We start from the raw sequence: 13,940 nt of genomic DNA, 5'->3' as shown, positions 1-13,940 counted from the left end.
CCCTGCCCTTCTCGACTACCATTCATTTGTGGGGACACACCCCGTCAGAGAAGCTGATCGTCGGCGGCTTGGAAGACGGTCCGGATCGTCGGCCGAAACCCCTGGCTGCGGGCGAGCGCAGTATCGACCTGCATTGCCCAAGGGGACGCCAGCGGCTCCGCTGACGCCGCCATGTCACCGCCGCCAAGCGCGATGAGGTCGTGCATCGATGCCGGAACGTCATCCGCAATATTGACAACGCGGCCGTCAAACCGGCCATCCAGGGCCAGCGCCATGGCAGTGACGATGTCCTGGTGATGGATCGTGCTCATTCGCATCGCCGGATGCCAGTTCGCCGGTCCGGCATGGCCGGGCAGCGCGGCCAGGTGCCCATCGCCGTCGCCATAGACAAACGGGAAACGCATCACCGTCCATGTCAGCCGGCTGTCGCGCAGCGCCTGCTCTGCCGCGACCTTGCTCGCGGGGTAGGCCTGCGTCGGGGCGACGGGATCGTTCTCGCGGCCCGGTCGCGCCTGATCCCTGCGATAGACGTTGCTGGTACTGGCGAGGATGAAGCGCGCGTTCGGAGCGTGAGTCTCGACGGCCGCGATCAGGTTGCGTGCGCCATCGAGGTTGCTCTTCCAGATCAGCCCCTCGTCATGTGTACGAAACACGGCCGCGAGATGGATGACGGCCGACACCCCTTCCACCGCCGAGCCAAGCGAAACAGGATCGAACAGGTCGCCTTCCACGGCTTCAGTTCCGACCGGCGCCAGTTTGCCGCCGCGTATCATTACCCGGCAGGTGTGACCGGATGCCAGCAGGCGGGGCAGTAGGCGGGCACCGACAAGCCCGGTGGCTCCGGTCAGAAGGATTGTCATCGGATTTGTCCCTGTTTGACGAAGGCGTCCAATCGCTCGGTCGCGAGGCGTAGCACGCGTACGGCGGCTTCCATGTCGGCCTCGGCAATGTCGGCAAAGGCCGCATCGTTGATGATGGCGGAAAGGTCGGGCAACTTCGCCCAAAGGTCAGTGCCGGCGCTTGTCATGTGGAGTAGCTTGCGGCGCTGGTCTGCGTCGTCCGCCACTTGCTCCACCCACCCCTTGCGGACGAGCACCCCGACGATGACGGTCAGCGTCGATCGCTCAACCTGAAGGAGCTTCCCGAGGTCGCGCTGCATGGTCGGACCGTGGTGGAAGAGTTCATGAAGGATGTACCATTGCGTCGAGCCCAGATCGAATGGTCGCAGCATGGCTTCCATCGCTGCCCGACCGGCAAGGTAGCACCGCTTAGCCCAAGCCCCGACGGCGCCATGCCGATCCTCGATTAATCTGCTAGCCATCTAGCTAATATGCTAGATGGCTAGCGATTCGTCAAGGGCGCGCGCTGTATTCGCCCTTGCCGTCCACAACACGCAGTTCCCGAAATACCATTTCGGGAACTTGGAGTCGCTAGCCACGGCAGCTATACCATAGGCAGCCTGAAACCTGCCTGTCGCAGTCCGTGGCTCTCCTCAACGAGCCCGCCCCGGCTTTCTGCCGACCGCGTGCGCCGTGTCACCGAAGCACCTTTCGGCCACACGCCAGCGCCTGTTCAGAGAAGATCTTCGATCCGGATCGGCAGGTGGCGGATCCGCTTGCCGGTGGCGTGATAGACGGCGTTGACGATGGCCGCGGTCGCACCGACCATGGCCACTTCGCCAATGCCCTTCGCGCCCGAGATATTCAGATTGATATCCGGCACGTCGAGCAGTTCGACGTCGATTTCGCCGATATCGGCGTTCACCGGCACGACGTAATCTGCCAGGTCGTTGTTGAGGACGCGGCCAAAGCGCGGATCGATCTCGGCGCTTTCACGCAGCGCGGCGCCGAATGCCCATACGACGCCGCCGCGAACCTGGTTCTGCGCGGTGCGGTGATTGAGCACACGACCGCAATCGCACACGCTGACCACGCGCGGTACGCGCACGCGGCAGGTGCTCGGCTCGACATGCACTTCGGCAAAATGCGCGATCCAGCTGAACGCCGTGAACTTCTCATATTCGGGCCCGACCGGGGCCGGGATGCCGGAATTGAGCCGCTGGAACGCCGTTTCGGATTGTTCGAGACCGGCGTGCGAAACCTCGACCTCAAGGAACGGTCGACGGGCGCGCGCGAGCGCCGATGCAACCGATCCTTTTGCTCGATCGGCGCCGACCAGTTCGACCAGCTTCGACCGCAGCAGTTCGGCGGCGGCGCGAGCGGCGGGAGCGGAGCTGGCGCAACCCCATGATCCGACCGTGATATGCTGGGGTGCGACGCTGGTATCGCCCAGCGCGATTTCCAGCCGGTTTGGATCGATGTCCAGGACGTTGATCAGTTCGGCCGCTACGGCGCTGCGCATACCCTGGCCAAATTCGTGCCCCGTGATCGCCAACCGCGAGCTGCCGTCAGCATTGACGCGAAGCTTGGCGACTGCAGGTGACATCGACGCCTTGTAGGCGCCCGCGCCGACGCCGAACCCGACGAGCATGCCGTCTCGCGTGCGCATCGAACCCGGCTGTTGCTTGCGACGATCCCAGCCGAACCGGGCCGCGCCACGGCGAAGACATTCGGCGAGGTTGCGCGACGTGAACGGCTTGCCGGTGATCGGGTCGTGCTGCGTGTCATTGCGCAGGCGCAGTTCAAGTGGGTCGATGCCGAGTGCGTAGGCGAGTTCGTCATACGCGCATTCGGTGGCGTAGCTGGAGGGATGCTCCTGCGGCGCGCGCTGATGCGCAGGCGCCTGGACGTCAACGCGCACGCGGTGGTGAGTCGATCGCCAGTTCGGCGTGCCGTACATGCGGCTTACATGTTCACCGGCCGCCGCACCGAACTGGTCGAAGCGGCTATTCTGCTGCTCGATGTCGTACAGCACCGCCTCGAACTTGCCTTCGGCGCTGGCGCCGACCTGCACGCGGTGGCGGCTGAGTGGGCGGTAGGTTGCGGTGTGAAACAGCTGGCTGCGCGGCATGACCAGTTTGACCGGCCGCTTGAGCAACATCGCCGCGCGCACGACCAGCGCCGATTGCTGCTGCAACTGGTTCTTCTGGCCGAACCCGCCGCCGACATACGGGCTGCTCGATTCAAGCGACTGCGGATCCTGGCCGAGCATGCCGGCTATGCCGAATTTGAAGGCGGCTGAATTCTGCGTGCCTTCCATGACGACGATCTTGCCGTCTGCAAACGCCGCAGTGGTCGAGATCATCTCGATCGGATTGTGGTGCTGTTGCGGGTGCAGATAGGTGACGTCGAGCTTGTTGGCCGCGGCGGCGTACGCTGCGGGCGCATCTCCCGCCTGGCGATCGACCGTGACCGGCTCGTGTTCGGCACCCGGCTGCTCGCGTGAGGCGGTGAAGGCAGATGGGCGATAGCTGACTGCCACCGCTTCGGCACCCTCGATTGCCGCTTCCAGCGTTTCGGCAACGACCAGCGCAACCGGCTCTCCGCGATGGCGTACGGAAGGGCGCTTCATCGGCTGATAGCCGGGCTTGTCACCGCCGCCGCCGCGCGTGGCGGGCGTTTCGCGGATGTCGGCGAAATCGCGCCAGGTGAAAACGCGAACTACGCCTGGCACCCGCGCGGCGCGCTCGACGTCGATCGCGGTGATGTCGCCCTTCGCGATGGCCGCCGGGACGGTCATCGCATGGAGCAGTCCTGCCACGGGTCGATCGGCGGCGAACGGCGCCTTCCCCAGCACTTTCTCGCGCGCGTCGATGCGGGGACGGTCGGGATTGCGTTCAATCGGCATCAGCTTTTTCTTTCCGCGGCAATTACGACGGCATCGGCGATCGTTCTCGCACCGAGTTCGATCTTGAAGGTGTTCTGCTTGCCCGGCCGGGCATCGGCGAAGGCGGCATGTGCGGCGACGAGCGCCACCTCCCGCGTCGGCGGCCTGCCTTCGAGCAGCGCCTCGGTCTGGCGCGCGCGCCATGGTCGTGTGCCGACCCCGCCGAGCGCGACATGCGCCTTGCGGATCCGGCCCCCGTCGATGGTCAACGCAACGGCGGCCGAGGTCAGGGCGAAGGCATACGACTCGCGGTCGCGGATCTTGTGGTAGGTCGAGCGGCGACCGGCCGCCGTCTTGGGCACCGCTATGCCGGTTACGATTTCGCCCGGCAGGATCGCGAATTCGCGATGCGGGGTCGATCCGGGCAGCAGGTAGAAATCTGCAATCGGGATGCTGCGCGGTCCCGTCGGCCCCGTCAGCTCGACGACCGCATCAAGCGCGGTCAGCGCCACAGGCCAGTCGCCGGGCGAGACCGCCGTGCACGCGGTGCTCGTGCCCAACACCGCCTGTCCCCGATCGATGCCGCCAATCGCGGCGCAGCCCGAGCCGGGCTCGCGCTTGTTGCAGGGATAGATGCCGCCGGCGCCGTTGCGGAAATACGGGCAGCGCGTCCGCTGGAGCAGGTTGCCGCCGACGGTCGCCATGTTGCGAAGCTGTTGCGAAGCGGCTTTCGAGAGACTTTCCGCGAGCACGGGATAATCGCGACGAACGATAGGGTTTTCCGCCACATCGGCCATCAATGCGCCGGCCCCGAAGAACAGGCGTTCACCCGCCGTGTCGACGTGCCGGGTTTCGTCGAGGCCGGCGATGTCGATGAGATGGAGCGGCCGCTCCACGCCCAGCTTCATCAGATCGTAGAGCGTCGTGCCGCCGGCAATATAGCGCGCTTCCGGGCCGGCCTGTCCGAAGGCGGTGACAGCTTCCGCAGCGGTTCGAGCGCCGGTATAGGTAAATTGCTGCACCGCTCATGCCCTCCGTATCTTGGTGGAAGCTTGCTCGATCGCCGCGACGATACCGACATAGGCGCCGCAGCGGCAGATGTTGCCGCTCATATATTCGCGGATCTCTTCGCGCGAGGAGGCGTGACCTTCCTTTACGCACGCAATGGCGGCCATGATCTGTCCGGGCGTGCAATAGCCGCACTGCAGCGCATCGTGATCGATGAACGCCTGCTGCATCGGATGCAGCCTCTCACCATCGGCGATGCCCTCGATCGTCACGACCTCGCGCCCATTCACCTTGGCAGCGAGTGTCAGGCATGAGGCGACACGCCGACCGTCAAGGTGCACGGTGCAGGCGCCGCACTGCCCATGGTCGCAGCCTTTCTTGGCACCGGTAAGGCCCAGCCTTTCGCGTAAGACGTCCAACAACGACGAGCGGGCGTCGATTTCGATCGAAACCGGCTCGCCATTGATGGTGGTGGCGAGCGGCAGCCCAGATCCGCGTCCGGCCTCGGGCAGGGGGTTGGCCGCGAGCAGGCGGTTGGGCGCGGGAAGCTGCGCGGCGGTGGTTGCGGACGGTGCGGCGAGCGCGAGCGACGCCACGGCACCGCCGTGCAGCGTCTCGCGCCGCGTGATCCTGATGGATGCGCCGTTCAACCGATCCGTCACGAGCCTCTCACTTCTTCTGATGCGCAGGTGGAATGTGTCGAGCGTGCGATGCGTTGAAGGCACCGATCATCGACCGAGCGCGTGCAGTGCACGACCGCAGCCTGCCCTGCCCTGGCGGATCGACCGGAACGTCGCGTCTGGGGGCGCAAGGATCGGCATCGGGGGGACACCATCGTCGTCAAAAGCATTGCTTGCCTCGCGTGATTTGTACCAGGCAACAATAAGCCCGGAACAGGGCGAGGAGAACATCGCCTGATCCAACATCACCATTCCAGATGCGACAACAATAACCCGTTGAACCGCCGCTTCGAACACTGCATCTGAGGCGCCATGGATCGTTTCGACACCATGCGGCTGTTCGTCAGGATCGTGGAACGCGGCAATTTCTCCAGCGCCGCGCGCGATCTGCAGCTTCCCCGCGCGACCGTGACCCGTGCCATCCAGCAGCTTGAGGCGCGGCTTGGCACGCGATTGCTGGAACGTACGACCCGCACCGTTCGCCCCACCGACGACGGCGCCGTCTACCATAGTCGTTGCGTGCAGCTCCTGGCCGATCTCGACGAGGTGGAGAGCGGCTTCCGCGCCGGCGGGTCGCGCGGGCCGCTGTGCGTCGACATGCAGGGAACGCTGGCGCGCTTCTTCGTGCTCCCGGCGCTTCCGGATTTCATCCAGCAGTACCCGAATATCGAACTGCGGCTAAGCGAGACGGATCGGATGATCGACCTTGTCGAGGAGGGGATCGATTGCGTGCTGCGCGCCGGCGTGCTGCCGGATTCGTCGCTGGTCGGCCGGCAGGTCGCCGTGTCGGAACAGCTGACCCTCGCAAGCCCCGCCTATATCGACCGCCATGGCATGCCGGAGACGATCGAAGATCTGTCGCGGCATCGCATGGTAGCCTATGCGGCGTCCGCATCCGGCCAGCCCTACGCGCTGGACTTCACAGCCGATGGCGCGACCCGGGAAGTCATGATGTCCTTCGATATCGTGGTGCGCGGCGCAGAGATATACACTGCGGCGGGCGTGGCCGGCATGGGGCTCATCCAGGTGCCGCGCTATCGCATCCAAAGTCACCTCGATGCGGGCGAGCTTGTGTCACTCCTTCCACGCAATCCGCCGCCGCGAATGCCCGTGGTTCTCCTGCATCCAGGCAGCCGCAGCGTATCACCCAGAGCGCGCGTGTTCGCCGACTGGCTGGTGACCCTGTTTCAGCGATTGCAGCATGAGGGCCGGTTGTAACAGGCCGGCGGTGCAAGATGCCCGACCGGAGGCCGCCCATTCACGATCTGCCTTCACACCCGCGCAATAGCCGTACCGACAAGGCCCGTCCCTGCTCGCAACTCTGTAGAATTGGGCAAGTCTTATCGAAGATTGGGCACGCCGAAACTCCCGGCGCAACTTAGTTGAGGCGGGAAGGAGAATTTCTATGTCGGATACCTCGCGCCGGGCGCTCTTGGCCGCTGTCGCTGTTGCCCCCGTGACCATCGCCGGCATGGCCTCGGCACAAACCTCAAAGGCCAGTTCCGGGCCACTTCCTGGCGTCGGTCGTGCCGCCGTCGTCACCGGCTCTTCGCGGGGAATCGGCGCCGCCACGGCCCGGCGACTTGCTCGCGACGGATATTCCGTTACCGTCAACTACCTTACCAACCGCGAGATGGCCGAAAAGGTGGTGCGCGATATCGTCGCGGCGGGTGGCAAGGCCATCTTGCTGCAGGCCGACGTCGCCGACCCAGCCCGGGTTGCCGCCTTGTTCGACGCCAACGACAAGGCGTTCGGTGGTGTTGACGTCGTGGTCAACAATGCCGGGATCATGAATGTCGCCCCGTTCGCGCAGATGACCGACGCCGCGTTCGACCGGATGATCGCCACCAACGTGAAGGGCAGCTTCAACGTGTTGCGCGAGGCCGCGCGGCGCACGCGCGACGGCGGCCGGATCATCAGTCTCAGTTCCAGCATCATCATCCAGAAGCCCGCCGCATGCGCTGTCTACTCCGCCACAAAGATGGCGCAGGAGATCTTTTCCAGCACCCTTGCGAAGGAACTTGCCGGTCGCAACATCTCGGTCAACGCAATAGCTCCCGGGGCCGTCGACACGCAGCTCCTCCGCCAGCACGGTGAGGAAGCGCTCCGCGGCATCCCTGAATCGACGCCGCTTCGCCGCCTGGGCCAGCCGGAGGACATCGCCAACGTCATCGCCTTCCTATGTTCGAAGGACGGCGGGTGGATCGACGGTCAGAACATCTTCGCCAATGGCGGCATCGGCTAAGAAGCAACGCCGCCCTGCGCTGTGCAGGCTTGCGGGCGGTAGCGCAAATACGATCCGAACGATCAACATGCTGCACCGCCCCCGGTTTGCCGGAGGCCATTGGTGGTAAGGCACGCTGCGATGTCGATATCGCTTGGGGCAGCATATTGATCTTCGACCGGCGCCGGTTGGATGTCGCCGATGCGTTCCAGCAATCGAAGGCGATCGAACCAGTCGATCCATTCGTGTGTGCCGTACTCGACGGCTTCGACGCTCCGCCGAAGGCCTCGCGCATAGATCACCTCAACTTTGCAGAAGCCGTGATGGCGGCTTGCTTTGGCGAATGGCGATCGGAAAGCCCGGGACCGCCGCGACGGGGCCCGTGTTGGGCAAGATCCAATCTACGCTTGCAACTTGACTGCCGCTTTATCGCAGAATCGATTGATCGACGAGACAAAGCATCTTGCTCACCCTGATGATAATACCGAGTTCCTTGCGTATCTCGCGGGCGGCCGCGTCGGCTAGAGGGATCTACCTCGCCACCCGGTAGTCCCAACGCATCCTGCTTTGGGGGCACGCCGTCTTGGCACCAGCAGGAACCGGTCGTCCTGCATCATGGCCACGCCACAGCCGACGCGCGGCCACTCGGTATCATCCTTCATTGTAAGCGATCCACTTGGTTTCGGCAGGCACCTGATACCGCGCGTTCAGATCAGGCGACGGCAGCAGGATCCCGAGAACCACAGCGATGTCGAACGTTCGCTGCGGTCCCCATCAACCCCATAAGGCAACGCAGCCGGTAGATACTATGCGTCGGTCACATTCAGAACCGGTATGTCAGTCCGAGCCCGGCCGTCGCCTGATTGCGCGATCCCCGTTCGCGGACCAGGGGCGACCTGGCCGCGTCGCCGGACAACCGGTCGTACCCGCCGAGCAATGCAGCACTCAGATTGTCTGAAACGGGCACCAGCACGGCGCCGCCGGCACCAAAGGACAGCAGGCCGCCGCCAGCGTTGAACTGCGCCAGACCGGAGCGTGTCGACTGGAGCGCATCCACGCCGAAATACGCCTGGTTGTAGGTATCGTCGACGATGGTGGCGCGCGGCCCTACCGAAACGATCACCGCTCGCTCGCCCAACTTCAGGCCCATCAGGCCGGTCGAATAGCGCGCGCCCAAGTCGGCGATCAGGCCGTCATGCCCGCCGATGCCCTGGCGAACCTCGATCTTTGCGGAGAATTTACCCGACTGATACTGGACATAGCCGCCCGCTTCGGCCGTGGACGGGACATTGCCCAGCCCCAGCAGATCGTCGGTGCGGCCCCCCGCGATCGTGAAGATCCCGCCATTGCCGTTCTCGCGGCGGCGTTGCTGGAACTTGACGACCGGTCCGGCACGAAAGCTGTCGGTCTTGATGAGGTCGAACCCTGCCCCGTCGCGCAACGACAGGAAGAAGCGGTCCTTGTAGCGCACTTCGATATCTGGTCCGCCCTGCAGCTGATAATGGTCCGAACCCACAAAGGCGGGGCTGTAGATCAGGCCGAGGCCCACCCGGAACTGCCAGTCGTCCTGTGGCGCGATAGCGGCCGGCGCATTGGCCAGCCGGGTGGGATCGGGTTCGGCCGGAATGCGGTCCTGGGCAGCCGCGCCCGTTGCCGACAGGATGGCGGCGGCAAGGAACAGGGCGCTACGTGTCGGATGGGTGATGGTCATGGAACAAGTCCGTTCTTCGTTGGGGATAGTTGGAGTCGTTCACGCGGTGACGGCAGGGCGTCTCGGGTCGTCCGGCGCGGGATCGCGGGGCCGCCCCCAGCCGGCGAACCGGCGGCGCAGCCGATGCTCGAACCCGTCGACGTAGGTGAGTAGCACCGGCACCACGAGCAGGCTGAGCGCGGTGGAGGTCAGCAGGCCGCCGATCACCGCGATCGCCATCGGCTGGTGAACCGAATACTGATCATCGCTGAATGTAATTTTGAATAGATTCCGTGATGGAAGAATTTTTTACATCCTGAAGCTGATTAAAATACCCTAACTTCTTAATAATAAATCGATCTTTGCGAATGCAGCGTTCCGCAGCTTCTATACAACGCACGCGCCTTTAGCAGGGCCGATTATCAGAGCCCCCTCATTCTCAATGGCGATGCTCGTCCACGACATACTAATGTGCGGAGCAGGTCGGCGAAAGCGCATCGATTGACCGCCAGTTCGCGCCCCGCAGGCCTCGGGCAGTGACACGCCATCGAAGCGCATTGTCTCAACAAAGTTCGAAGCGGCAGGAGGCAGGTTCGCACATGAAAAGAAACGATCCATCGCCAGAGCCTTGGACTAACTCGCATGCTTCCGGGATTAGGCGTTGTCAGGGAACCTTAGAACGTCCGATCCTTCATATAACTTGCCCATTTCTGCAGGATATCAGCATTTTGATGAACTGTTGCCGATCCCATAGAAACCAAGTTAGGCTGCATTAGCCCGTCGCCAGCTGCGCATTTTGGAAAACGTATTGGGAACAGGCCGTCTACTTTCCGGAAAAAACCTACCTCGGCAGGTGCGCAAGGCGATCTGCATCATTCGCGTCCGTCTTGTCGGCGGCCATATCGAGCGCCTTCGAGCGGTGGTCAGGTGCGTTCGTTACGCTGATCACGTACATGATTTACGAGCGCGCGCAGCTTCATCGGCAGATGACGCCGGCTGGGATAGAACAGGAAGAAGCCAGGCAGAGGCGGACAATAGGGTTCGAGGACTGCGCGTAGCTCACCGGTCTGTATCAGGGGCGCGAAGGTTTCGGCCATGCCGATAGTCAGGCCGGCACCGGCGCGAGCCATTCTGACCATCAGAGCCATTTCGTTGCTGGTCATTTCCGGTTGCACGGTGACGGCGAAGTCGCGGCCCTTCTCGGTGAACTCCCAGCGGTATGGCGCCACGTCGATCGCGGATCGCCAGCCGATGCAACGATGCTGCGTCAGTTCGCGCGGGTGGAGCGGCGTTCCCGCCGTCGCCAGATAAGCCGGAGCGGCAACGACGATTTGATGCTGCTCCCTGCTCACTGGTACCGCGATCATGTCGCGCTCGATCACCTCGCCCAAGCGCACGCCGGCATCGAACCCGGCTGCGACGATATCAAACTCCGCATCGGTCACCAGAACGTCAAGCCGGATGCCCGGGTAGGAGCTCAGGAACGACGCCAGCATGTCGCCTGACAGGAAGCTCTCGGCAATGGAGGACACGGCCAGGCGCAAGAGGCCGGTTGGTTTTCCCTGTCGCGCGGCAGCGATCTGGGTGGCCGCATCGATCTCGGCGAGCGCCGGCGCGACCTGCGCCAGAAGCACCTCGCCCGCTTCGGTCAGCGCGACGCTGCGCGTCGTCCGGCGCAGCACCGCCGTTCCAAGTGCATCCTCAACCTTGCGAACCGCCTGGCTTACCGCCGATCGGGTGACACCGAGCTGATCGGCTGCGGCACGGAAGCTGCGAGCGCGGGCCACGACCGCTACAGTGGCGAGGGCATTGAGATCGACCTTCATTGTCCAGCCTCACTTACCAAGGCATACATGATTGAAGCAATAGTCCTTCCGTCTATGCCCGGCTATCTTTCCTGCCAACGCTGGAAAGCGAGGACCATGGAACGAGGCAGTATCTTGCATCGACATCAGGATGACGGCGGATGGGCGTCCGGTGAGAGCGTGGTGGTGACGCCCGCCGAGCTCGGCCGAGGGATGAGAGCATCGGCGGGCGATTCTATGTACGCCGCGACGGCAATCATGATCGCCGTGAATGCTGCCGCCAAGTCTCTTGTCCGGTCCGACGCGCTTGATCGATCGCGACCGAACATGGTTGCGGCGACGAACGGCGCCGAGCGACAGGAAGCTCTGTGGCGATCGAGCACTGAAAGAGGAGACCAGAGATGACAAGAACCCTTCTCGCCGCAGTCCTGATGGCTGTGGCACTGCCCGGTGCCGCAGCGGCGCAGACCGCCACCCAGACAACGCAAGACAGCAACAAGGAAACGGTTCGGCGCGCGTTTGACGCTTGGGCTGCGGGTGGTACCGGCTTCTTCGACATCCTCGCTGACGATGTGGTCTGGACCATCCAGGGTAGCGGACCTAGTGCGAAAACCTACCGGAGCAAGGCTGAGTTACTCGAGAAGGCCTTCGTTCCGTTCGGTGCGCGCATCTCGGTGCCGCTAAAGCCGACGGTGCGCTCGATGTACGCAGATGGCGACGAGGTGATTACCGTCTTTGACGGCGTGGCCCAAACCAAGAATGGGAAGCCGTACCGCAACACCTACGCCTGGTTCTTTACCATGCGTAACGGCAAGGTCGTGACTGCCAAGGCTTTCCTGGACCTGCCCGCTTACGACGCCGTGCTGCGCAACGTTCGCCCGGCCGCACGTCGCTGATTACTCCATAACTTAGGTAGAAGGTGGGTCGCTACCGCCCACACTCCATCATTCGCGGCTGCGGATCGATCGCCCGAAGACGCATTGCGCCCGGTCGTCGCGGCGGTGCCACGCTGTCTCATCGCGGTGAAGGCCACGCCGCGAGCGCGGCCTCAGCCATGGCCTCGAGTTCGGCAGTATTTGCACCATCAATTGCCTGCACCGCCATCCCTTGTACGACGGCCACGTAGAACCGCGCCAATGGAAAACGCGGTCAGCGGCACAGTCTGTCATCGACGCTGCTGAAAGCTTGCTCGAACGACATCTGGCCTAGAAGCGTTAAACCACCTGCGCTCCTGGTCTCCACCATGCGAGAGCACTGTAGACTTTAGAAGTTTCGGGCTTCTGATTGGCATTCCTAAAACACCATCGTTTCGGGAACGAAGTCAGCCTTCGACGCGGGCGTCGTAGCTCTGTTGATGCTGCTGTATCTCAGCCATGCGGTGGTTAGTCCACGTGAACAAGGCGGTGAACGGCTCGTGCAGAGAACGACCGAGCGGCGTTAGTGCATATTCAACGCCCAGCACGCGGCCATTGATCACGGTGCGGGATACCATACCGTTGCGTTCGAGCTTGCGCAGCGTGTGGGTTAGGACACGCTGCGTCACACCCTCGAGCCGACGCTTGATGGCGTTGAACCGCTGCGGCTCGCGAAGCAGAACCGCCAGCACCATCATCGACCATTTGTCGGCGATCTGGTCGAGGATGGGCCTGCTCGGGCAATCGGAGCGGAAGACGAAATAGTCATCGGGAAATGCAGTATCGTTCACCATACCTAGGATGCTCTGTGTGCGTAATTGATGTCAGGTATGGGATGAATACCTTGTGGCGAGGCACGGGGCAAATCGCCTTCGGCCAAATGCCCGCAAGGACTCTCATGACTGAACCGACCTTCACCAAACTGCGGATCACCCGGGAGAACCGGGTGGCCACCGTCACCATCGACAATCCGCCGATCAACGTTCTCGATGTAGCGCTGATGGGCGAGGTGAGTCGCTTTCTTGCCTCGATCCACAACGATCCAGGAATACGCGTGATCGTTTTTCAAAGCGCCGATCCCGACTTCTTCCTCGCCCATGTCGACATGACGCTGGGGGAGCAGCCCGAAGCCTTGCAGGCGTTGCAGCGCGACGCTCCCACAGGCCTCAACCCGTTTCAGGCATTCGCAGAGGCGCTGCGTGCACAGCCGCAGGTGACAATCGTCAAGCTGGCCGGTCTCGCGCGCGGCGGCGGTGCGGAGTTCGTCGCCGCTGCCGATATGGCATTCGGCGCGGAAGGTCGTGCCGGACTGGCGCAATGCGAGGCGCTGATGGGCATCATACCCGGCGGTGGCGCCACCCAGTATCTGAGCCAGCGCATGACCCGCGGCCGGGCACTTGAGGCTATTCTAGGCGCCGACCTCTTCGATGCCAGGACGGCCGAACGATATGGCTGGATCAATCGTGCGCTTCCTGCTGATGAACTAGACGGTTTCGTCGCCCGTATCGCCGAAAACATAGCGGCGTTGCCGGACGGCGTCATCGCCGCGGCAAAGCGGGCCGTGCCGCATATCGTTCCCGGCGACGGCTTCGAGCGCGAAAGCGAAGGCTGGATGAGCCTTGTATTCAGGCCGGCGGTCGGTCAGCTCATGACGGACCAGTTGAAGGCGGGTGCGCAGACGCGTGACGGCGAACGCGACCTTGAAAGCTTGCTACGCGGCGTGCTCGCACGCTCCACCTGAGCCAAGTGCCCGAGCGGTGCCTTCGTGCCGCTCGGTTGCCCCTCCTTCACAATGCCCACCGCGTCGAACTCGAAGGGGACAGCCTGCAGCGTACCAAAGCGTCCATCGGCGATTGACCCTAGCTCACGAAATTGACACCCGATCCATGTCGA

The 13,940-nt window shown here is 63.4% G+C and carries 15 protein-coding genes; 5 read left to right on the top strand and 10 right to left on the bottom strand.

From position 1 onward, the window contains the following. Positions 1-44: 44 nt before the first annotated feature. The 5 genes from AC1MLZ_RS17395 to AC1MLZ_RS17375 all read right to left on the bottom strand — a co-directional run bounded on the left by AC1MLZ_RS17395 (position 45) and on the right by AC1MLZ_RS17375 (position 5,330). Positions 45-860 carry an NAD-dependent epimerase/dehydratase family protein gene (locus tag AC1MLZ_RS17395; RefSeq protein ID WP_480959578.1) on the bottom strand — a complete coding sequence of 272 codons (816 nt, stop codon included), beginning with the start codon at positions 858-860 and terminating at the stop codon, positions 45-47. Next, positions 857-1,240: a MarR family winged helix-turn-helix transcriptional regulator gene (locus AC1MLZ_RS17390; RefSeq protein ID WP_480959577.1), complete on the bottom strand. Its 384-nt coding sequence runs from the start codon at positions 1,238-1,240 to the stop codon at positions 857-859. Before AC1MLZ_RS17390 ends, AC1MLZ_RS17395 begins: the two co-directional genes overlap by 4 nt. 332 nt (positions 1,241-1,572) lie before the next feature. Then, positions 1,573-3,747, bottom strand: coding sequence for a xanthine dehydrogenase family protein molybdopterin-binding subunit (locus AC1MLZ_RS17385; protein ID WP_480959576.1), 2,175 nt, complete (start codon positions 3,745-3,747; stop codon positions 1,573-1,575). Next, complete coding sequence (locus tag AC1MLZ_RS17380; protein ID WP_480959575.1) at positions 3,747-4,748, bottom strand: FAD binding domain-containing protein; 1,002 nt, start codon at positions 4,746-4,748, stop codon at positions 3,747-3,749. The genes AC1MLZ_RS17385 and AC1MLZ_RS17380 overlap by 1 nt, the downstream gene beginning before the upstream one ends. A 3-nt stretch (positions 4,749-4,751) precedes the next feature. Then, positions 4,752-5,330 (bottom strand): (2Fe-2S)-binding protein, encoded by a 579-nt coding sequence (locus AC1MLZ_RS17375; protein WP_480959574.1) that lies wholly within the window; start codon positions 5,328-5,330, stop codon positions 4,752-4,754. A 28-nt stretch (positions 5,331-5,358) separates the two neighbouring features. Between AC1MLZ_RS17375 and AC1MLZ_RS17370 the strand changes: the two genes are divergently transcribed. The 3 genes from AC1MLZ_RS17370 to AC1MLZ_RS17360 all read left to right on the top strand — a co-directional run bounded on the left by AC1MLZ_RS17370 (position 5,359) and on the right by AC1MLZ_RS17360 (position 7,659). Beyond that, a complete protein-coding gene (locus AC1MLZ_RS17370; protein WP_480959573.1) occupies positions 5,359-5,652 on the top strand; it encodes a hypothetical protein in 294 nt (97 codons plus the stop codon). A gap of 74 nt (positions 5,653-5,726) precedes the next feature. After that, positions 5,727-6,632, top strand: coding sequence for a LysR family transcriptional regulator (locus AC1MLZ_RS17365; RefSeq protein WP_480959572.1), 906 nt, complete (start codon positions 5,727-5,729; stop codon positions 6,630-6,632). Between the two features lie 187 nt (positions 6,633-6,819). After that, entirely contained in the window at positions 6,820-7,659 is an 840-nt protein-coding gene (locus AC1MLZ_RS17360; protein ID WP_480959571.1) for an SDR family oxidoreductase, read from the top strand. A gap of 62 nt (positions 7,660-7,721) precedes the next feature. Here AC1MLZ_RS17360 and AC1MLZ_RS17355 read toward each other — a convergent pair whose 3' ends face one another. The 4 genes from AC1MLZ_RS17355 to AC1MLZ_RS17340 form a co-directional block, all read right to left on the bottom strand. Then, positions 7,722-7,940 carry a hypothetical protein gene (locus AC1MLZ_RS17355; RefSeq protein WP_480959570.1) on the bottom strand — a complete coding sequence of 73 codons (219 nt, stop codon included), beginning with the start codon at positions 7,938-7,940 and terminating at the stop codon, positions 7,722-7,724. Between the two features lie 521 nt (positions 7,941-8,461). Beyond that, a complete protein-coding gene (locus AC1MLZ_RS17350) occupies positions 8,462-9,349 on the bottom strand; it encodes a MipA/OmpV family protein (RefSeq protein WP_480959569.1) in 888 nt (295 codons plus the stop codon). 39 nt (positions 9,350-9,388) lie between these two features. Then, the gene (locus tag AC1MLZ_RS17345) at positions 9,389-9,568 is read right to left on the bottom strand and encodes a hypothetical protein (RefSeq protein WP_480959568.1); all 180 of its coding nucleotides are present in this window, start codon (positions 9,566-9,568) and stop codon (positions 9,389-9,391) included. A 683-nt stretch (positions 9,569-10,251) separates the two neighbouring features. Further along, positions 10,252-11,154, bottom strand: a complete 903-nt coding sequence (locus tag AC1MLZ_RS17340) for a LysR substrate-binding domain-containing protein (protein WP_480959567.1) — start codon at positions 11,152-11,154, stop codon at positions 10,252-10,254. Between the two features lie 380 nt (positions 11,155-11,534). Here AC1MLZ_RS17340 and AC1MLZ_RS17335 point away from each other — a divergent pair, with 380 nt between their 5' ends. Further along, positions 11,535-12,029, top strand: a complete 495-nt coding sequence (locus AC1MLZ_RS17335; protein ID WP_480959566.1) for a nuclear transport factor 2 family protein — start codon at positions 11,535-11,537, stop codon at positions 12,027-12,029. Between the two features lie 425 nt (positions 12,030-12,454). On the opposite strand, the gene AC1MLZ_RS17330 is transcribed toward AC1MLZ_RS17335, so the two are convergent. Further along, complete coding sequence (locus tag AC1MLZ_RS17330) at positions 12,455-12,841, bottom strand: winged helix-turn-helix transcriptional regulator (RefSeq protein ID WP_480959565.1); 387 nt, start codon at positions 12,839-12,841, stop codon at positions 12,455-12,457. 104 nt (positions 12,842-12,945) lie between these two features. Between AC1MLZ_RS17330 and AC1MLZ_RS17325 the strand changes: the two genes are divergently transcribed. After that, positions 12,946-13,788 (top strand): enoyl-CoA hydratase/isomerase family protein, encoded by an 843-nt coding sequence (locus tag AC1MLZ_RS17325; RefSeq protein WP_480959564.1) that lies wholly within the window; start codon positions 12,946-12,948, stop codon positions 13,786-13,788. The last annotated feature ends 152 nt before the right edge of the window (positions 13,789-13,940 follow it).

The sequence above is a fragment of the Sphingomonas sp. PEI4 genome (genome assembly GCF_056679955.1).
Note: the sequence above shows the minus strand (reverse complement) of the source record. Positions and strands in the feature narration are given on the sequence as shown.

Excerpts from the sequence above, each read along its gene's own strand:
- AC1MLZ_RS17395 (WP_480959578.1), bottom strand. The coding sequence starts at position 860 with ATGACAATCCTTCTGACCGGAGCCACCGGGCTTGTCGGTGCCCGCCTA.
- AC1MLZ_RS17390 (WP_480959577.1), bottom strand. The coding sequence starts at position 1,240 with ATGGAAGCCATGCTGCGACCATTCGATCTGGGCTCGACGCAATGGTAC.
- AC1MLZ_RS17385 (WP_480959576.1), bottom strand. The coding sequence starts at position 3,747 with ATGCCGATTGAACGCAATCCCGACCGTCCCCGCATCGACGCGCGCGAG.
- AC1MLZ_RS17365 (WP_480959572.1), top strand. The coding sequence starts at position 5,727 with ATGGATCGTTTCGACACCATGCGGCTGTTCGTCAGGATCGTGGAACGC.
- AC1MLZ_RS17360 (WP_480959571.1), top strand. The coding sequence starts at position 6,820 with ATGTCGGATACCTCGCGCCGGGCGCTCTTGGCCGCTGTCGCTGTTGCC.
- AC1MLZ_RS17350 (WP_480959569.1), bottom strand. The coding sequence starts at position 9,349 with ATGACCATCACCCATCCGACACGTAGCGCCCTGTTCCTTGCCGCCGCC.
- AC1MLZ_RS17345 (WP_480959568.1), bottom strand. The coding sequence starts at position 9,568 with ATGGCGATCGCGGTGATCGGCGGCCTGCTGACCTCCACCGCGCTCAGC.
- AC1MLZ_RS17340 (WP_480959567.1), bottom strand. The coding sequence starts at position 11,154 with ATGAAGGTCGATCTCAATGCCCTCGCCACTGTAGCGGTCGTGGCCCGC.
- AC1MLZ_RS17335 (WP_480959566.1), top strand. The coding sequence starts at position 11,535 with ATGACAAGAACCCTTCTCGCCGCAGTCCTGATGGCTGTGGCACTGCCC.
- AC1MLZ_RS17330 (WP_480959565.1), bottom strand. The coding sequence starts at position 12,841 with ATGGTGAACGATACTGCATTTCCCGATGACTATTTCGTCTTCCGCTCC.
- AC1MLZ_RS17325 (WP_480959564.1), top strand. The coding sequence starts at position 12,946 with ATGACTGAACCGACCTTCACCAAACTGCGGATCACCCGGGAGAACCGG.